Below are 17316 nucleotides of genomic sequence, written 5' to 3'. Positions count from 1 at the left end.
GACGGACGGTCGACACAAGCCGTTCCACCTCAGATCAGAAGCGGGCCGTAGGTGACCAGCACCAGAACCGCGATCAGTGCGAAAAGATAAGGCAGCACCGCCCCCGCAATACGCTCGAGCCCGATACCGGTGACCGAGGACGCGACATAAAGATTGATCGCCACCGGGGGCGTGATCATTCCGATCGACAGCCCCACCACCAGGACGATTCCGAAATGCACCGGGTCGAGGCCCAGTTGCAGCACCAGCGGCAGCAGGATCGGGGTCAGGATGATCAGGGCCGACGCCGTCTCGATGAAGATGCCCGTGACGAGGACGACGCACAGGATCATGGCCAGTACCACCATCGGCTCGTCCGACAGCGACAGCACGCTGGCCGCGATGGCCGACGGCACCTGCCAGTTCGACAACGCCCAGCTGAGCGCGGCCGACGCCGAGATGACGAACATGATGACCGCCGTGGTCACCCCCGACCGGATCACGATGCGGTAGATGTCCTTCAAGCCGAGGTCGCGATAGATGAACAGCGACACGAAGATCGCGTAGTCGACCGCGACCACCGCCGCCTCGCTGGGGGTGAAGATCCCCGAGAATATGCCGCCCAGGATAATGACCGGCGTCATCAGGCCCCAGAAGGCCGACCGGAAACTGCGCCAGATCGTGCGCAGGGAAAACGGACTGCCCTTGGGATAGGCGCGGCGATAGCCCTGCACCAGGGCGATGGACATCAGCGCGAGGCCCATCAGCACGCCGGGGATGAACCCGTTCAGGAACAGCTTTGCGACGGATTCCTGCGCGATGACGGCGTAAAGGATCATCGGGACGGATGGCGGGATGACCACTCCGATGGTCCCGCCCGCCGCGATCAGGCTGGCCGCCGAGGCAGGGTCATACCCCTTGGCCTTCAGTTCAGGCACCAGCGTGGCACTGACCGCCGCCGTGGTCGCCGCACCGGACCCCGAGATCGCGGCGAAGAACATCGCCGCGAGGATCGAAACGATGGACAGGCCGCCCTTCAGGAACCCGATCAGCGCATCGGCCAGCTGCACCAGCCGCGCGCTGATCTTGCCCGCCGCCATGATGTCGCCGGCGAGGATAAACATCGGCACCGCCACCAGCGCGAAGCTGTTGATGCCTGCGAACATCTGCTGGGGCACGACAAGGACCGGCACGCCGCTGGCCCAGACGGCGGCGAGCGTACCCGCCCCGATGGCGATGGCCACCGGCACGCCGATCACCAGAAGCCCCGCGAAGATGCCGAACAGAAGCAGGCTCATGGGACGGACCGGTCCGGTTCACGCCCTGTTAGGACCGCCAGAATCTGGCCCAGGCACAGGACGGCCATCAGCGCGCTCGAAAGCGGGATGACCGAGTAGACGTAGATCATGGGGATGCGCAACGACGCGGATCGCTGAAAGCTCTGCATCGACATGTAGGACCAGCCGATCCACGACAGGGCCGCAAGAAAGGCGATCATGGCCAGAAGGCCGGCGGCGGTCACGATCCGGCGTGCGCGGGGCGGAAGTCGGTCGGTCAGAACGGTGACGGCGATGTGGCGCTTCTCGGCCAGGGCCAGGGTGGCCCCGAGGAAGGTCAGCCAGACCAGAAGAAAGCGCGCGACCTCCTCGGTCCAGCTGACGGCGGTGAACAACACGCGCGAGACGATCTGAAGGGTGATGACGACGGCAAGCGCCGCCATCCCCGCGAAGACGACCGGCCGCAGCACTGCCGCGACCGCCCGTTCCGTCAGATCCGCCACGCGGTCCACCTTCAGTTCGTCTGCGACTGGATCCGGCTCAGCAGGTCGCCGAACTCTTCGCCATATTGCTCGTAGACGGGCTGGATCTGCGCCTTGAACGCGTCGAGATCGGGATTCATGTCGATCTCCATCCCGCGCTCGCGAAGCTCGTCCATCTGCTGCTCTTCCATCTCGGCGTTGTGGGCGCGCTCATACTCGGCCGCGTCCTGCGCCGAATCCATCAGCACTTGCTGCGCCTCGCCTGAGAACTGGTTCCACACCGGCAGACCCATGACGAAGATCGCGGGCGCATAGCTGTGCCGCGTCATGGTCATGTAATCCTGCGTCTCGTCCAGCTTGAAGCTGTGGACGACGCCCACGGGGTTCTCCTGCCCGTCGATGGTGTCCTGCTGCATGGCGGTCAGCGCCTCGGTCCAGGCCATGGGGATGGCGTTGGCGCCCAGTTCGCGGAACGTGTCGATGTAGACGGGGTTTTCCATCACGCGGATGCGCATGCCGTCCATGTCGTCGGGGCTGGCCACGGGCCGGACCGAGTTCGTCAGGTTGCGGAACCCACGCTCGGCATAGGCCAAGCCTTTGAGGTTCACGTTTTCCAGACGGCCCAGAACCTCTTGCCCAACCTCGCCATCGAGAACCTCGTAGGCGGCTTCGTTCGACGGGAACAGGAAGGGCAGCTCGAACACCGCCATCTCGGGCAGGAAGTTCGACACCGGACCGGCGGTGATCACGCCCATGTCGATCGACCCGATCTGCATGCCTTCCAGAAGGGTGCGCTCGTCGCCAAGCGTCGCGTTGGGGAAAATCTCGACCGAGATCTTGCCGCCGGTGCGCTCGTCCACAAGCTCGGCGAAGCGTTCGGCGGCGACGTGGAAGCCGTCCTGTTCGTTCACCACATGCGCCAGGCGCAGGTTGACCTGCTCCATGTCGGCGAAATCCTCGGGGGCGGCCTGAACGGCGGTGCCCATGAGGGCGGCGACCGCGGCGGTCGTCAGGAATGAGCGTCGAAGCATCTGGGTCTCCTCCTCTTATGCCGGAGGAGGAATGTTCTTTCCCGAAAGCCGCGTCAACCGGTTCCGGCAGACGCCCGCCGGCGCGCTACAGCATGATTTCGCGCGGCGGCTGAACACGCATTCGAAACTCGCGCAACAGCGTATCGACCTCGACCCCACTGTCGCGCGCCAGGGCGCGAAGGCCGAAATAGACCCGGGCCATTTCCTGATAGTAGCTGGTGAAGGCATAGTTCGTGGCCGCCCCCGCGGCCGCGCCGATCACCGGAACGGCCTGTGCCGCCAGTTTCTGGCCCAGAACCGTCGCCATGCGCGGGGCAATCTTGGCGATCAGGCCGTGAACCGCAGGCCCCGACAGGGTGATCCGGGCGGTCAGGAAGGCCATGTCGGTCCCGTCATCGCGCGACAGGGGTCCCGCCGCCGCGAATACCTGAAGGCATTGCGCGCGCACGACGGGTTCGGTCACGTCGAATCCCAGATCGGACGCGATGCCCTGAATGGCGCGCAGAAGGACGGTGGTGGTCACCGGAAGCTCGGCCAGCGCGGTCGGCATTCCGCCCGCGCCGCCCATGGCCCCCATCGCCGTTGTCGCCACGGTGTTCAGCCAATCGGGGCGATCCTTCAAGCGACCCCGCGAAAACTGCGCGGCATCGAACGCCGACTCCAGCGCGCGGCGGGTGGCCCGGTCCAGTCCCTGACGGACCGACATGGGCAGGCGACCCAGAAGATCCTCGGTCTGGCCACCTATCAGGCTGAGGACCTGCATGCCCACGCCGTCGGCCATGCGGAACCTCTTGGCGAGACGGTCCAGCTCCTCCGAGAGTTCGGGCGAAATTTCTTCGTATTCGACGGGCTCTGTGCTCATGCCGCTCAAGATGGGGGGCAGGCGACCTCTTGCCAAGGCGTGACTTGCCCGGACACGTTCCGCCAAGCGCCTTCCTGCAGTTCCAGCCCGAGAACCCGGTCGGGATTGGTCGGCGGCGGCATCTGGACATGATCCAGGCGTTCGAACCCGAACCTGCCGTAATAGGGTGCGTCGCCCACCAGCATCACCCTGTCATGGCCGAGACTCGCCGCCCGGTCGAGGCTGGTCTGGATCAGCATCGCGCCCAAGCCTTCCCCTTGTCGCGTGGGATGCACGGCGACGGGACCAAGAAGAAGCGCCGGTGCCTCGCCGACCCGCACAGGCCAGTACCGGATGGCACCGCCCACGACGCCCGTCTCGCGACTGACCAGGCATAAAGGCCCGACCGGCGGCACGCCGTCGCGCAGCCGATAGGACGACAGAAGCTCGCGCCCCGGCGCGAAGCTCAGGTCGAAAAGCGACTCGACCTCCCACCAATCCTGAGGCGCCTCGACCGTCAGCATCCCCTGCCCCCCCTTCGGCTGGCGCGCCGCCTAGCACGGTGCTACCCCTGTCGCAAACGCGAAGGAGTACGAGATGTTCTATCGCCCCGAGGACGGCCACGGCCTTCCCCACAACCCGTTCAATGCGATCGTGGCGCCGCGCCCCATCGGCTGGATCTCGACCCGCGGGGCGGACGGATCGGAAAACCTGGCCCCCTACTCCTTCTTCAACGCGGTCGCCTACACGCCGCCGCAGGTAATCTTCTCGTCCACGGGCGCGAAACCTGACCGCGACGGTACGAAGGACAGTGTCTCGAACATCCGCGAAACCGGCGTGTTCTGCTGCAACGTGGTGTCGGACGCGCTGAAGGGGGCGATGAACGAAAGCTCGGGGCCGTGGGACCGCGGGACGGATGAATTCCGGCATACCGACCTGGAAAAAGCGCCGTGCGAGACGATCGATTGCTCGCGCGTGGCGGCGGCCCCGGCCAATCTGGAATGCCGCATGACCCAGATCGTGCAGCTTGAGGGTCAGAGCAATTTTCTGGTCATCGGAACGGTCACCGGCATCCACATTCGCGAGGATGCCCTGGTCGACGGCCGGTTCGATGTTCTCAGCTTCAATCCCGTCTCGCGGTTGGGCTACCGAGATTTCGCCAAGGTCACCGACCTGTTCTCGATGCCGCGGCCTGGGGAATGATCGGGGATCGCGGATAGCCCTCCAAGGGCGCGCTTGCCGCACCCCCCCGATCCAAGGGCAAGCAGTGCTGATCGGGTCTTCCGTGGACTTTTGCCACCTAAACTGCTAACACGCCTCAAAACCGATGGAGGAACCGGTGATTTCACAGCTCTGAGCCCATTCCATGTTACAGAGCCTGAGAGGTCCCCATGCCCTCCCTTCCCGATCCGGATGCGTTGCATCCCATCGCCCTGCCCGACGGCAGCCCACATCTTGGCACCGTTCACCTATCCCGCGCGATTGACCATCCGAACATCCACGTCGGCGACTGGTCCTATTATTCCGCCATCGACCCGCCGTCGGACCCGGACGGATGGGCGGCGATGCTGGCCCCCTATCTCTATCCCGGCGCACCGGATCACCTGCATATCGGCCGGTTCTGCCAGATCGCGAGCGGGGTACGCATCGTGACGGCTTCGGCCAACCACGCCACGGGCGGCATAAGCACCTATCCCTTCCCCGTCTTCGATCCGGCCGCCATGAGGGGATACACCCCGGATGCCCGCGATACCATCATTGGCAATGACGTCTGGATAGGAATGGGCGCGACCATCTCTCCCGCCGCGCAGATCGGCGACGGTGCCATCATCGCCACCGGTGCAGTGGTCCGGGGGCGCGTGCCGCCCTATGCCGTCATGGCCGGGAATCCCGCGCGCCTTCTTCGCATGCGGTTCGACCAAGGGGATGTCGATCGACTGCTTGACCTGAAATGGTGGGCATGGCCACGCGATCGGATCGAGGCCGCGACTGAGGCCTTGCAAGCCTGCGATATCGACAGCCTGGCCCACTTCGCGCCATAGGGCACCGCGATCGATGTCCGAAAGCGCACGTGAAGCCCTTCCGCGGGGTTGGGTCTTGCCTCACTCCGGCCGCGAACGATCTTGACCGGCAGCAACTCGGAACGGAGCGAAACATCATGAAGACCATCCGCCTCGCCGCCCCCGGCGGCCTCGACAAGCTGACCGTGACCGACGGACCCGACGCACCCGATCCCGGGCCGGGCGAGATACGCGTACGCTTGCGGGCCTCGTCCTTGAACTTCCACGACTACGGAGTTGTATCGGGCAACATGCCCAGCGAGGACGGGCGCATCCCCATGTCCGACGGGGCAGGAGAGGTCGACGCGGTGGGTGATGGCGTCACCGACTTCGCAGCAGGTGACCACGTCGTATCCACCTTCTTTCCCGACTGGATGGACGGTCCGCCGCAGATCGCCGATTTCACGCGGACGCCAGGTGACGGGATTGACGGCTATGCCCGCGAAGCCGTCACGCGGCCCGCGAATTACTTCACCAAATCGCCCAAAGGCTGGTCGCACGAGGAAGCCGCGACGATCACCACGGCCGGCCTGACCGCATGGCGCGCGCTGGTCGTCGACGGGGGGCTGAAGGCCGGCGACACCGTGCTGGTACTGGGCACCGGGGGCGTCTCGACCTATGCCTTCCTGATCGCCAAGGCGATGGGGGCGCGTGTCTTCGCAACCTCCTCCTCGGACGAGAAGCTGGCGCGGCTGACCAACATGGGGGCTGCGGGGACCGTCAACTACAAGACCGTGCCCGAATGGGGCCCTGCCATTGCCGAGATGTCGGGCGGCGGCGTTTCGCACACGATCGAGGTCGGCGGCCCGGCGACGTTGAACCAGTCGATCCAGGCGACGAAGATCGGCGGGCACATGGCCCTCATCGGGGTTCTGACCGGCCGTTCAGGGGAAATCCCCACGGCCCTCATGATGGCCAAACAGCAGCGCCTACAGGGCCTCATCGTGGGATCCCATGCAATGCAGAATGCCATGGTCCGCGCGATGGAATCGACGGGCATCCGCCCGATCCTGGACCGCAACTTCCCGCTGGACGATATCGCCGACGCCTTCCGGCACGAGGAATCGGGCAGCCATTTCGGCAAGATCACCCTGTCGATCTGAGCCTATGCCGGTCCGCCCCCTTAGCCCGGGCGGACCGCGATCCAGACAGTGTGCCGCACCCCACGCTTCGTGCGGCCCGCGCGCACGGTCTGCGCCTCGACGTCGAACCCGGCCTGTGACAGCCGCTCGGTGAATGCCCGGTCCGGTGCGGCGGACCACACGCCAAGAACACCACCCGGGGTCAGCGCGGTCCGCGCCGCGCGCAGGCCGGCACGGCTGTAAAGCACGTCGTTGCCCGGCCGCGTCAAGCCATCCGGCCCATTGTCGACATCCAGAAGGATCGCATCGAAGCGCGCCCCGTTTTGCCTGATCTCCACGCCGACATCCCCCACTCGCAAATCGACGCGCGGATCGGACAGGCATCCTTCGAAAACCGTGCTCATATGGGCGTCCGCCCAGTCGGCAAGCTCGGGCACGACCTCAGACACCACCAGATCACCCTCAGGCGGTGCCATCGCCAGCGCCGCGCGCAGCGTGAACCCCAGCCCAAGGCCGCCGATCAGCATGCGCGGCGCTGGCCGCGGGCCCAGCCGTTCAAGCGTCAGCGTCGCCAACGCCTCTTCCGAGCCGGAGAGGCGGCTGTTCATCAATTCGTTCCCGTCCCCCAGACGGATCGAAAATTCGCCACCCCGCCGAAACAGGCGCAGGGTGTCTCCGTCCGGCGCGCGCGTCGTCGCCAACAATTCCCATGGCAGCATGTCCACCTCCCCTCGGTCCCGACGACGGTCGCCTATCCCACCGCCGCCCGTCCGGACACCTGAAAACCGCCCGCCAATTCACCCTTGGCGAAAATACCCTCCCCGAAGGGCCGGATCCCCACGTGCACCCCCTTTCGCCCGGTCGCGCAAGTCGGCAAACTTTCGGTAAACCACGGGGGCACACATGAGCAGACTTGCGATCATCGGCGGATCGGGCATCTACGACATCGACGGGCTCGAGGATGCCAAATGGCAAACCATCGAAACGCCGTGGGGACAGCCTTCGGACAAGATCCTCACCGGGCGGCTTGGAGAGACCGAGATGGCGTTCCTGCCGCGGCACGGGCGGGGGCATGTCCACTCGCCCACGACCGTTCCCTACAGGGCGAATATCGACGCTCTGAAACGGTTGGGGGTGACGGACGTGATCTCGATCTCGGCCTGCGGATCGTTCCGCGAGGACATGGCGCCAGGAGATTTCGTGCTGGTTGACCAGTTTGTCGACCGGACCTTCGCCCGCGAGAAGTCGTTTTTCGGCACCGGCTGCGTGGCCCATGTCTCGGTCGCGCATCCCGTCTGCGAACGGCTGCGCGGTGCCGTGAAGGCCTCGGCGGCGGACATCACGTTGCATGACGGCGGCACCTACCTGGCGATGGAGGGGCCGCAATTCTCGACCGTGGCCGAGTCGAAGCTCTACCGCGACGTCTGGGGTTGCGACGTCATCGGCATGACCAACATGCCCGAGGCGAAGCTCGCCCGCGAAGCCGAGCTTTGCTATGCCTCCGTGGCCATGATCACCGACTACGACAGCTGGCACCCGGATCATGACACGGTGCAGATCACCGAGATCATTGCGACTTTGCGTGGAAACGCCGAGAAGGCGCGCATGCTGGTTCGCGCGGTTGCCGAAACGCTGGCCGGTCCGCATCCCGACTGCCCGCACGGATGCGACCGTGCGCTGGAATACGCCATCATGACCGGACCCGAGGCGCGAGACCCGGACATCGTCGCCAAGCTCGACGCCGTCGCGGGTCGGGTCCTGAACGGTTAACCGCCGCTTAACCAACCCCTCCTTAGACTTGGGGCATGAAACTCGTGCTCCTCCTCTTCTGCGGTGGCTTTTTATGGCTGACTGCGCCAGCGATCGGACCCGCGCCCGCGCCAAAGGCGATGCTGTCCCGCTGACGCTTGGCGCGGGCGGCAGGCTGCGTTAGGTCACGCCCGACGTGGCCGTGAAGGAGTCTCCATGCAGCCCAAGAAATCCGTTCGCGACTACATTCGGACGATTCCGGATTTCCCGAAACCCGGCATCATGTTCCGTGACGTGACGACCCTGTTCGCCGACCCGCGCGGCTTTCGCATCTGCATCGACCAGCTTCTGGACCCGTTCGCGGATCAGCGCTTCGACAAGGTCGTCGCCCTTGAGGCGCGCGGCTTCATCATGGGCGGGGCGATCGCGCACCAGTTGAACGTCGGCTTCGTGCCGATCCGCAAGAAGGGCAAGCTGCCGGGCGCTACTCTGGAACAGCCCTACCTGCTGGAATACGGCGAAGCGGTGATGGAGGTGCACGACGACGCCCTTCAGGCCGGCGAACGCGTTTTGCTGGTCGACGACCTTTTGGCCACCGGCGGCACCGCCGAAGCCGGTGTGAAACTCTGCGAGCGGATGGGGGCCAGGATCGTCGGATGCGCCTTCATCGTCGACCTGCCCGATCTTGGCGGACGCAAGCGTCTAAAGGATCTGGGCCTGCGGGTCGAAGCGCTTTGCGCATTCGAAGGGGACTGATCCGTGCGCCTGGGACTTCTTCAATGCGGCGACATGCGACCTTCGCTGATCGACAGGCACGGAAACTATCCACAGCTTTATGCACAGCTCTTGGGTAACGGGTTCGAGTGGCAAGTCTTTCGCGTGTTCGAGGGCGACGTGCCCGACGATCCAACCCTGTGCGACGGTTGGCTGGTCTCGGGCTCACGCTTCGGTGCCTACGAGGATCATGATTGGATCGGCCCGTTGGAACGCCTGATCAGGGCGATCCACGGCACGCGTCCAATGGTCGGCATCTGCTTCGGACACCAGATCATCGCGCAAGCCCTGGGCGGCGAAGTCGGCAAGTTTGGCCGCGGTTGGGCTGTCGGGCGGCGTGCCTATGACTGGCAGGGGAAGACGGTGCATCTGAATGCCTGGCATCAGGATCAGGTGATCCACCCGCCCGAAGGCTTCGCAACCGTGATGACCAACGAGTTCACAAAATATGCCGGGCTTTCCTGCGGAAAAACCCTGACAATTCAACCGCATCCCGAATTTAGGAACGACCTGATCGGTGACATGATTCCCGCCGTCGGCGAAGGTATCGTGCCCGACGACGTGCTGTCGGACGCGCGGGAAAACCTTTCCGAACCGACCGATGCTGCCATGACCGGCGCACATCTTGCCGCCTTTTTCCGGGAGAACGCTCCGTGACCGACTGGCTGTCCCATGCCCCCGAAGCCGCGCGCCTCTACCTCGACGGGCGCGCCCCGGAAGAGATCGAGTGCATCGTCTCGGACCTGCCCGGCATCGCCCGCGGCAAGGCGATGCCCGCCACCAAGTTCGCCCGGCAGTCGCGCTTCTTTCTGCCCCGCACGATCTTTCACCAGACGATCACCGGCGGCTGGGCGACCGTGCCCGTCCCCGAGGACGCGACCGAGCCCGACATGATCCTGACGCCGGATTATTCCACAGCCACGGCGGCGCCCTGGACGGCGGATCGCACGCTTCAGGTGATCCACGACATGGAGCTTCAGCAGGGCGGCCCCGTCCCCGCAGCCCCGCGCAACGTCCTTAAGCGCGTCGTGCAGGCCTATCATGACCGCGGTCTGACCCCGATTGTGGCGCCTGAGATGGAATTCTACCTTGTCGCGCGGAACACCGATCCCGGCGACGAGATCGTCCCGATGATCGGTCGTACCGGCCGCGCCGCGGCTGCGCGGCAGGCCTACAGCCTGTCTGCCGTGGACGAATACGGACCCGTCATCGACGATATCTACGACTTTGCCGAAGCCCAGGGGTTCGAGATCGACGGCATCACCCAGGAAGGCGGTGCCGGCCAGCTCGAGATCAACCTGCGCCATGGCAGCCCCGTGAAACTGGCGGACGAGGTTTTCTTTTTCAAACGCCTCATCCGCGAGGCCGCGCTGCGCCACGGGTGTTTTGCGACCTTCATGGCGAAACCGATCGAGAAAGAGCCCGGCTCGTCCATGCATATTCACCACAGCGTTCTGGATGCGGACGGGGCCAACATCTTTTCGAATGCCGACGGATCGGAATCCGACGCCTTCCGCCACTTTATCGGCGGGCTACAAGCGCACTTGCCCTCGGCCATCGTGCTGCTAGCGCCATATGTGAACAGCTATCGCCGCTACGTGAAGGATTTTGCCGCGCCGGTGAACCTGGAATGGGGGCGCGACAACAGAACGGCCGGGTTGCGTATACCAGTGGCCGAACCGCAGGCCCGGCGGGTCGAGAACCGGATCGCCGGCATGGATTGCAATCCGTATCTCGGCATCGCGGCTTCTTTGGCTTGCGGACTTCTGGGCCTCGATCAGCGGTCCGAGCCACGGCCCGAATGCACGGGCGACGCCTACACCAACGATCAGGGCGTACCGCGTGGATTGTTCGACGCACTGGAGTTGTTCGATGGCGCACATGACCTGCACGCCCTGACCAGCGCCGAATTTGCCCAGGTGTATTCAGTGGTCAAACGCACGGAATACGACGAATACCTTCAGGTAATCTCCCCCTGGGAGAGGGAGCATCTGCTTATTAACGTCTAGATATGCGCCTGACGCATGGCACTTATGCGGTGCCATGCCATTGTGTCATACCCGTTCGGTCCGACATTGTACTCCTTCTTAAAGGAAGGGTTGTCATGTCAGTTGCTGCCGAATCGGAAACGCCCGCCGGACCCGCATTGTCGCGGTTCGAGTTCGTAGCCCTTGTTGCCTTCCTCATGGCGCTGAACGCGGCGGCGATCGACGTGGTGATTCCCGCCCTTTCGACCATCGGGGACGCATTCGACATCGGTGGGTCCAACGAACGGCAATTCGTCATCACGGCCTATGTTCTGGGGTTCGGTGGCGCGCAGATCATCTATGGGCCCCTGACCGACCGGTACGGGCGACGGCCCGTGCTGTTTGCAGGGCTGCTGATCTACATTGTCGGCGCACTGGCGGCGATCTGGTCGCCCACATTCGGGGCCCTGCTGGGTGCGCGTCTGGTGCAGGGCATCGGCGCGGCGTCCACGAGGGTCGTCGCGACAGCCCTGATCCGAGACCGGTTCGAAGGCGCGGCAATGGCCAGCGCCATGAGTCTGGTGATGATGGTCTTCATGATCATGCCCATTGTTGCGCCAAATATCGGTGCGCTGGTCCTGGCATTTGGCGACTGGCACGGGCTGGGGCTTGCCATGGCCCTGGTCGGTATCGCCGCCCTGATCTGGAGTGTGGTGCGGCTTCCCGAGACGCTCGATCCTGCTGACCGCCGCCCCCTTACAGGCAAGCGCGTGGCCGAAGCGTTTCGGATCGTCGTCACAAATCGACAGGCCGCTTGTTTCACGGGCGCCATGGCCGCCTTCTTCGGCATCCTCTTCGCGTTCATCAATCAGGCCGAACAGATTTTCACGGTGACCTATGGCAAGGGGGCGGGCTTCACGCTGTACTTCTCGCTCGTGGCCGTGTTCATGGCCGGGTCGAGCTTCGCCAATTCTCGGCTGGCAGGTCGGTTCGGGATCCGCCGACTGAGCCAGGGGGCCTTGCTCGCGTTCATGCTGCTGGGCGGGCTGCATTTGGTCCTTGCAATCGCGTACGGAGGCGCAACGCCTTTCCCATTGTTTTTGGTGATGTTCATCCTGTCGATGTGCTGCTTCGGCTTCGTGCCACCCAACCTGAATGCACTGGCCATGCAACCCATGGGGCACGTCGCAGGGGTCGCGTCGGCTGTCTTGGGCGCGGCGCAAACGCTGGTCGGCGGCATCCTCGGCGCCCTCGTCGCCTATCTTTACGACGGGACGCTCATTCCGCTTTTGGCAGGGTTCCTGGGGCTTTCCGCCTTGTCCCTGGCCCTTATCGCGGTGGCCGAACGGGGGCGGATGTTCCGCCCCGACGTCTAACCGTTCATCTTTTTCAGGACGGCCTGCATTTCGGCCAGTTGGCGACGGATGTCGTTCAACTCGGCCTCTTTTTCGGGGGCGTGTGTCTCAAGGTCTTCGGCGGCGGGGCCGGTCGACCCCGAAAACCCACCCGTCATCGCCTTGACGAAAGCCTCCTGCTGCTTCTGCATCGCCTCGAACCCCGGCATCGCCACCATGGGGCCCATCATGTTCTGCTGCCCCTTGCGAAGCATATCGAACGACATCTGGAGAAACTGCGGCACGACAGAGTTTGCCTGCGTGGTATAGGAGCGAACAAGGTCGGTCAGAACCTCGATCGGCAGGACGCTCTGACCCTTCGATTCGTGTTCGGCCACGATCTGAAGAAGATATTGGCGCGTCAGGTCGTCGCCGGATTTCAGGTCGACAATCTTGACCTCGCGTCCCTCGCGGATGAAGCCCGCGATATCTTCCAAGGTGACGTAATCGCTGGTTTCGGTGTTGTAGAGTCTACGGCTGGCGTAGCGCTTGATCAGCAGCGGTTTTTGCTCTGCAGCCATCGGTCGTCCTTCCCGTCTGGCGGTTCCGGAAATTGACCCTAGGCCCCACTCATGCAAAAAGAAAGGGCGGACCGAAGTCCGCCCAGTCATAACGCCGCCAGGGAGGAAGAGACGACGTATTCCGTTCTTCCGGTCACCTTACTTCGCGGCGGCGGTGGTCTTCTTCGCCGCGGCGGTCGCATCGCCGGAGGCCTTCTTGGCGGCATTGGTCAGGTCTTCCGACACGTCCTTTCCAGCGGCCATCATCAGCTCAACCGTCTCCATCTGGACCTTCTTCGCGATCTCGGCGAACTGGGCCATGGTTTCGGCGGTCATCTCGGCTTGGGCCGAGGCGAAATCGGTCATCGCCTTGCCGTAATCCGCGGGCTCGTCACGAACGACGGTCGCGTTGTTCATGCGGGCAAGAGTTTCCTTGGTCCAGCGGGCCGAGATCTCGGTCGACTTCTCGGCAGCGTCGAGGGCCACTTTCGACATCTTTTCGCCGAAGGCGGCGTAGGATTTGAAGCTGTCCTGATAGGCGGACATATCGGTCGGCATCGAGGACATCATCTCTTGCATCATCTTGGTGTAGTCGGGGGTCTTGGTCGCCATTGGAATTCTCCACTTTCAGTTGTCTGAGCGGGTGAGCTTTCCGTCACCCCTTGCTTGCGCTGTCTTACCTATATGGCGCTGCACTGCGGCATTGCAAGGGATTATTCTGCACTGCAGCAAGAAAACTTCCCTTGGGGAACCCGCCGATCAACACCCGATATGGGCTGTAATCCAAAGAATACGCCGCGCACAAGTCGCATACGCTAACGTTAGCGCACGCCTTCGTATCGTCCGACCCAAAACGATTGCTGCACCCGCGAAGACTTGTGCCCGCGGGCGCTGACTACGGCTTTTCGACGACGTAGGTGCCCGGTGCATCGGCCAAGGCCTTCCGATCCGCACCCGGTTCGCGCGCCTCGACCTTGCGCCCCGACCGGCTGCCCAGCCACTCGCCCCAGCGCATCCACCAGGTTCCCTCGTGGTACTCCGCCGCCTCCAGCCAGTCGTCCGGCGTCCCCTTCCAGTCCCCGTTCGTGTAATGCCCATATTTCTTCTTGGACGGCGGATTGACGATACCGGCAATATGCCCGCTTTCGGAAAGGACGAATGTCTTCGACCGCGCCCCCATCTTCTGGATACCCCGGAACGAGGATCGCCAGGCCGCGATGTGATCGGTCTGGCACGCCACGGCCATCAGCGGGACCTTCACGTCCTTCAGCGTCACGGTCTCGCCCAGGATCTCGAAGCCGCCCTCGGCAAGCTGGTTCCGCTGGCACAGCCCGCGCAGGTATTCGACAGCCATGTCGCGCGGCAGGTTCGTGCCATCGCCGTTCCAATACAGAAGGTCGAAGGCCGGGGGGGCCTCTCCCATCATGTAGCTGCGTACGGCGGGGCGATAGATCAGGTCGTTCGAGCGCAGGAAGCTGAAGGTCCTGCTCATGTAGAACGAGTCGAGATAGCCTTGGCGCCCGGCTTCGGCCTCGATTCCACTGACGAAATCCTCGTCGAGGAACACCCCGACCTCCCCCTGGTCGGAAAAGTCGGTCAGCGCGGTGAAGAACGTGGCGGACTTCACGCCCTTTTCGCGGCGCTTGGACATCAGCCCAAGGGTCAAGGCAAGCGTCGTGCCAGCAATGCAGTATCCCACGGCATTGATCTCGGGTTCGCCCGTGATCGCCTTGACCTGGGCGATGGCCTCAAGGAACCCTTCTTCGACATAATTGTCCATGCCCACATCGGCATATTCGGCGTCGGGGTTTTTCCAGCTGACGACGAACAGGGTGAAGCCCTGCTCGACGATCCAGCGGATCAGGCTGTTCCTGTCCTTCAGGTCCAGGATGTAGAACTTGTTGATCCAGGGCGGGAAGATCACCAGCGGCGTCTTGTAGACCTGCTCGGTCATCGGCGCATACTGGATCAGCTCGAACAGGCGATTGCGATAGACGACCTTGCCGGGCGTGGTCGCAAGGTTTTCGCCCACCTTGAACGCATTCGGATCGGCGAGGGTCACGACAAGCTCCCCGTCGTTCCGCTCTAGGTCGCGAACGAGGTTCTCCAGCCCGTCGACGAGGCTCTGCCCCTCGGTCTCGACCGCGCGTGCCAAGGCTTCGGGGTTGGTCCCGAGGAAGTTGGTCGGGCTCATCATGTCGACGATCTGCTGGCTGAAATATTCCAGCCGCCGCTTGTCTTTCGGGTCCAGCCCCTCGATCTGGGACACCGCGTCCCGCACCAGTTCGGCGTTCATCAGGTATTGCTGCTTGAGGTAATTGAACATCGGGTGATGCTGCCACACCTCGCCCGAGAACCGCTGATCGCGCCCGGTCTCGTCGGTCGGGGGAGAGAAATCGCCCTGCATCAGCTTCGACTGCGCCTCGACATAGTGGGTCAGGGTCTTGCCCCAGTAATCGATCTGCGTCTGCATGATCTTGGCGGGGTTTTCCATCATCTCGCGCATGAAGGCGACCCCGGCGCGGGCATAGAGATCGCTGGACGGTCCCTGCAAGGATGGCGGCACGTGACGCTTGCGGCCCATGACCGTCGCCAGCCGCGCCGACAAGGTCTCCAGCCGGGCCAGATTCTGGGTCATCGCCTCGGAATACTGCGCGACTTTGGTGCCGCCCTTTTCATCATCTGTTGCCATATGCCCTCCCCCACGCATATGCTGCACGGCAGCACGCTTCGCTGCAGTTGCGCCGGACCTTTCCGACACGCTCCGCGTTTGCGCACCGTAGCAGAGCATCCCGCGCGTTGAACAGCGGGGCCCCGGCTGAAAGGACCTTTCATGTATCGAATGTTTTCCTACGACTGGATGGAGACGATGCGAGTCACCAATCAGTGGCTCGGCGCAACGGCGCAGGCCTTCGGCTCGTATCCCGCCCACGGACTGGCCCCGAACCCCATGTTCCAGATGATTTCAGCTTGGGGCGACGTGACCGAACGCAGCTTCGACAGGATGGTCGCGAAGCCCGATTGGGGCATCCCATCTGTCGTGGGCGAGGACGGTCGCGACCACGTCGTGCAAGTTCAGAAAGTCCTGAGCGGCGATTTCGGCGATCTGCTGAGGTTCCGCGTCCAGGGACGCCCGGATACTGGACGCAAGGTTCTTCTGGTGGCGCCGATGTCGGGCCATTACGCGACTTTGCTGCGCTCGACCGTGGTGTCGCTGCTTCCCGATTGCGAGGTCTACATCACCGACTGGCACAATGCGCGAGAGATCCCGGTTTCGGCCGGAAAGTTCGATATCGAGGACTACACCCGCTATGTCGTCGACTTCCTGCGCGAGATGGGCCCGGACACGAACCTCGTCGCGGTCTGCCAGCCCGTTCCACTGGCTTTGGCTGCCGTCGGCTGGTTGGCCGAGAACGAGCCCGAGTCGCAGCCACGCTCGATGACGCTGATCGGCGGACCGGTCGACCCGGATGCCGCCGCGACCGAAGTCACGGATTTCGGCGCACGGGTCACGATGGGTCAGCTTGACCGGATGGTGATCCAGCGTGTCGGGTTCAAGTATGGCGGCGCCGGACGCATGGTCTATCCAGGCTTGCTTCAGCTTTCGTCCTTCATCTCGATGAACCTCGAAACGCATTCGAAGGCATTTCAGGAACAGATCATGCGCGTCGCGAAAGGCGACGCCGGCGATCACGACCGGCACAACAAGTTCTATGACGAATACCTCGCCGTCATGGACATGACAGCCGAATTCTACCTCTCGACCGTCGAGCGCATCTTCAAGACGAGAGAAATCGCCCGGAACGCGTTCACAATGGACGGCCAGCCTGTCGACATCTCGAAGATCGAAAACGTGGCCACAATGATCGTCGAGGGCGAGAATGACGACATCTCGGCCCCGGGGCAGTGCCTGGCCGCGCTGGACCTGCTGACCGCGCTGCCGGCCGACAAGAAGAAGACGCATCTGGAACCGGGCGCCGGCCACTACGGCATTTTCGCAGGCCGTTCCTGGCGGAACAATATCCGACCGCTGGTTCTGGACTTCATCGACAACAACGCTGGCCGCCCCGCGACTCGTCGCCCCGCCAAAAGCAAGGCCGCGGCTGCGCCGGACGAACCTTCGGAGAAGAGCCGGACCCCCGTCTGACAGGGTCCGACCGCGCGGGGCGTGCGGCAATGG

Annotated in this window: 18 protein-coding genes; 9 read left to right on the top strand and 9 right to left on the bottom strand. The window is 63.8% G+C overall.

The genetic code is table 11. The features are described from left to right. Positions 1 to 29: 29 nt before the first annotated feature. The 5 genes from PAA8504_RS15675 to PAA8504_RS15655 form a co-directional block, all read right to left on the bottom strand. A complete protein-coding gene (locus PAA8504_RS15675; protein ID WP_108895137.1) occupies positions 30 to 1277 on the bottom strand; it encodes a TRAP transporter large permease in 1248 nt (415 codons plus the stop codon). Continuing rightward, positions 1274 to 1759, bottom strand: coding sequence for a TRAP transporter small permease (locus PAA8504_RS15670; RefSeq protein ID WP_245897662.1), 486 nt, complete (start codon positions 1757 to 1759; stop codon positions 1274 to 1276). The genes PAA8504_RS15675 and PAA8504_RS15670 overlap by 4 nt, the downstream gene beginning before the upstream one ends. 11 nt (positions 1760 to 1770) lie before the next feature. Next, positions 1771 to 2769, bottom strand: coding sequence for a TRAP transporter substrate-binding protein (locus PAA8504_RS15665; protein ID WP_108895136.1), 999 nt, complete (start codon positions 2767 to 2769; stop codon positions 1771 to 1773). 85 nt (positions 2770 to 2854) lie between these two features. Then, positions 2855 to 3631, bottom strand: coding sequence for an EcsC family protein (locus tag PAA8504_RS15660; RefSeq protein ID WP_108895135.1), 777 nt, complete (start codon positions 3629 to 3631; stop codon positions 2855 to 2857). 5 nt (positions 3632 to 3636) lie between these two features. Continuing rightward, a complete protein-coding gene (locus PAA8504_RS15655) occupies positions 3637 to 4134 on the bottom strand; it encodes a GNAT family N-acetyltransferase (protein ID WP_108895134.1) in 498 nt (165 codons plus the stop codon). Positions 4135 to 4207: 73 nt separating this feature from the next. Between PAA8504_RS15655 and PAA8504_RS15650 the strand changes: the two genes are divergently transcribed. From PAA8504_RS15650 to PAA8504_RS15640, 3 genes are all read left to right on the top strand, one after another. Further along, positions 4208 to 4813 (top strand): flavin reductase family protein, encoded by a 606-nt coding sequence (locus PAA8504_RS15650; protein WP_108895133.1) that lies wholly within the window; start codon positions 4208 to 4210, stop codon positions 4811 to 4813. Positions 4814 to 5001: 188 nt separating this feature from the next. Then, the gene (locus tag PAA8504_RS15645; protein ID WP_108895132.1) at positions 5002 to 5652 is read left to right on the top strand and encodes a CatB-related O-acetyltransferase; all 651 of its coding nucleotides are present in this window, start codon (positions 5002 to 5004) and stop codon (positions 5650 to 5652) included. Positions 5653 to 5768: 116 nt separating this feature from the next. Then, positions 5769 to 6773, top strand: coding sequence for a zinc-dependent alcohol dehydrogenase family protein (locus tag PAA8504_RS15640; RefSeq protein WP_108895131.1), 1005 nt, complete (start codon positions 5769 to 5771; stop codon positions 6771 to 6773). Positions 6774 to 6793: 20 nt separating this feature from the next. Here PAA8504_RS15640 and PAA8504_RS15635 read toward each other — a convergent pair whose 3' ends face one another. Then, on the bottom strand, positions 6794 to 7471 hold the full coding sequence (locus PAA8504_RS15635) for a spermidine synthase (protein WP_108895130.1): 678 nt from the start codon (positions 7469 to 7471) through the stop codon (positions 6794 to 6796). Positions 7472 to 7655: 184 nt separating this feature from the next. On the opposite strand from PAA8504_RS15635, the gene PAA8504_RS15630 reads away from it, so the two are divergent. The 5 genes from PAA8504_RS15630 (at position 7656) to PAA8504_RS15610 (ending at position 12618) form a co-directional block, all read left to right on the top strand. Further along, positions 7656 to 8522, top strand: a complete 867-nt coding sequence (locus PAA8504_RS15630; RefSeq protein WP_108895129.1) for an S-methyl-5'-thioadenosine phosphorylase — start codon at positions 7656 to 7658, stop codon at positions 8520 to 8522. Between the two features lie 195 nt (positions 8523 to 8717). After that, positions 8718 to 9257, top strand: coding sequence for an adenine phosphoribosyltransferase (locus PAA8504_RS15625; RefSeq protein ID WP_108895128.1), 540 nt, complete (start codon positions 8718 to 8720; stop codon positions 9255 to 9257). A 33-nt stretch (positions 9258 to 9290) separates the two neighbouring features. After that, the gene (locus PAA8504_RS15620) at positions 9291 to 9932 is read left to right on the top strand and encodes a type 1 glutamine amidotransferase (protein ID WP_245897664.1); all 642 of its coding nucleotides are present in this window, start codon (positions 9291 to 9293) and stop codon (positions 9930 to 9932) included. Then, entirely contained in the window at positions 9929 to 11284 is a 1356-nt protein-coding gene (locus PAA8504_RS15615) for a glutamine synthetase family protein (protein WP_108895126.1), read from the top strand. The genes PAA8504_RS15620 and PAA8504_RS15615 overlap by 4 nt, the downstream gene beginning before the upstream one ends. Before the next feature lie 95 nt (positions 11285 to 11379). Continuing rightward, positions 11380 to 12618 (top strand): multidrug effflux MFS transporter, encoded by a 1239-nt coding sequence (locus tag PAA8504_RS15610; RefSeq protein ID WP_108895125.1) that lies wholly within the window; start codon positions 11380 to 11382, stop codon positions 12616 to 12618. Here PAA8504_RS15610 and phaR read toward each other — a convergent pair. From phaR to phaC, 3 genes are all read right to left on the bottom strand, one after another. Beyond that, positions 12615 to 13157, bottom strand: a complete 543-nt coding sequence (gene phaR / locus PAA8504_RS15605) for a polyhydroxyalkanoate synthesis repressor PhaR (protein WP_108895124.1) — start codon at positions 13155 to 13157, stop codon at positions 12615 to 12617. The genes PAA8504_RS15610 and phaR overlap by 4 nt on opposite strands. Before the next feature lie 138 nt (positions 13158 to 13295). Continuing rightward, positions 13296 to 13748, bottom strand: a complete 453-nt coding sequence (locus PAA8504_RS15600; RefSeq protein WP_108895123.1) for a phasin family protein — start codon at positions 13746 to 13748, stop codon at positions 13296 to 13298. A gap of 283 nt (positions 13749 to 14031) precedes the next feature. After that, a complete protein-coding gene (gene phaC / locus PAA8504_RS15595) occupies positions 14032 to 15828 on the bottom strand; it encodes a class I poly(R)-hydroxyalkanoic acid synthase (protein WP_108895122.1) in 1797 nt (598 codons plus the stop codon). Positions 15829 to 15969: 141 nt separating this feature from the next. Between phaC and phaZ the strand changes: the two genes are divergently transcribed. Beyond that, positions 15970 to 17283, top strand: coding sequence for a polyhydroxyalkanoate depolymerase (gene phaZ, locus PAA8504_RS15590; RefSeq protein WP_108895121.1), 1314 nt, complete (start codon positions 15970 to 15972; stop codon positions 17281 to 17283). The last annotated feature ends 33 nt before the right edge of the window (positions 17284 to 17316 follow it).

Origin of the sequence: Palleronia abyssalis (assembly GCF_900302445.1) — a bacterium.
Lineage (GTDB): Bacteria > Pseudomonadota > Alphaproteobacteria > Rhodobacterales > Rhodobacteraceae > Palleronia > Palleronia abyssalis.
Note: the sequence above shows the minus strand (reverse complement) of the source record. Positions and strands in the feature narration are given on the sequence as shown.

What these genes read in the sequence shown, in the direction of transcription:
- PAA8504_RS15675 (WP_108895137.1), bottom strand. Translation starts at nt 1,277, where the DNA reads ATGAGCCTGCTTCTGTTCGGCATCTTCGCGGGGCTTCTGGTGATCGGC.
- PAA8504_RS15665 (WP_108895136.1), bottom strand. Translation starts at nt 2,769, where the DNA reads ATGCTTCGACGCTCATTCCTGACGACCGCCGCGGTCGCCGCCCTCATG.
- PAA8504_RS15660 (WP_108895135.1), bottom strand. Translation starts at nt 3,631, where the DNA reads ATGAGCACAGAGCCCGTCGAATACGAAGAAATTTCGCCCGAACTCTCG.
- PAA8504_RS15655 (WP_108895134.1), bottom strand. Translation starts at nt 4,134, where the DNA reads ATGCTGACGGTCGAGGCGCCTCAGGATTGGTGGGAGGTCGAGTCGCTT.
- PAA8504_RS15650 (WP_108895133.1), top strand. Translation starts at nt 4,208, where the DNA reads ATGTTCTATCGCCCCGAGGACGGCCACGGCCTTCCCCACAACCCGTTC.
- PAA8504_RS15645 (WP_108895132.1), top strand. Translation starts at nt 5,002, where the DNA reads ATGCCCTCCCTTCCCGATCCGGATGCGTTGCATCCCATCGCCCTGCCC.
- PAA8504_RS15640 (WP_108895131.1), top strand. Translation starts at nt 5,769, where the DNA reads ATGAAGACCATCCGCCTCGCCGCCCCCGGCGGCCTCGACAAGCTGACC.
- PAA8504_RS15635 (WP_108895130.1), bottom strand. Translation starts at nt 7,471, where the DNA reads ATGCTGCCATGGGAATTGTTGGCGACGACGCGCGCGCCGGACGGAGAC.
- PAA8504_RS15630 (WP_108895129.1), top strand. Translation starts at nt 7,656, where the DNA reads ATGAGCAGACTTGCGATCATCGGCGGATCGGGCATCTACGACATCGAC.
- PAA8504_RS15625 (WP_108895128.1), top strand. Translation starts at nt 8,718, where the DNA reads ATGCAGCCCAAGAAATCCGTTCGCGACTACATTCGGACGATTCCGGAT.
- PAA8504_RS15620 (WP_245897664.1), top strand. Translation starts at nt 9,291, where the DNA reads ATGCGACCTTCGCTGATCGACAGGCACGGAAACTATCCACAGCTTTAT.
- PAA8504_RS15610 (WP_108895125.1), top strand. Translation starts at nt 11,380, where the DNA reads ATGTCAGTTGCTGCCGAATCGGAAACGCCCGCCGGACCCGCATTGTCG.
- phaR (WP_108895124.1), bottom strand. Translation starts at nt 13,157, where the DNA reads ATGGCTGCAGAGCAAAAACCGCTGCTGATCAAGCGCTACGCCAGCCGT.
- PAA8504_RS15600 (WP_108895123.1), bottom strand. Translation starts at nt 13,748, where the DNA reads ATGGCGACCAAGACCCCCGACTACACCAAGATGATGCAAGAGATGATG.
- phaC (WP_108895122.1), bottom strand. Translation starts at nt 15,828, where the DNA reads ATGGCAACAGATGATGAAAAGGGCGGCACCAAAGTCGCGCAGTATTCC.
- phaZ (WP_108895121.1), top strand. Translation starts at nt 15,970, where the DNA reads ATGTATCGAATGTTTTCCTACGACTGGATGGAGACGATGCGAGTCACC.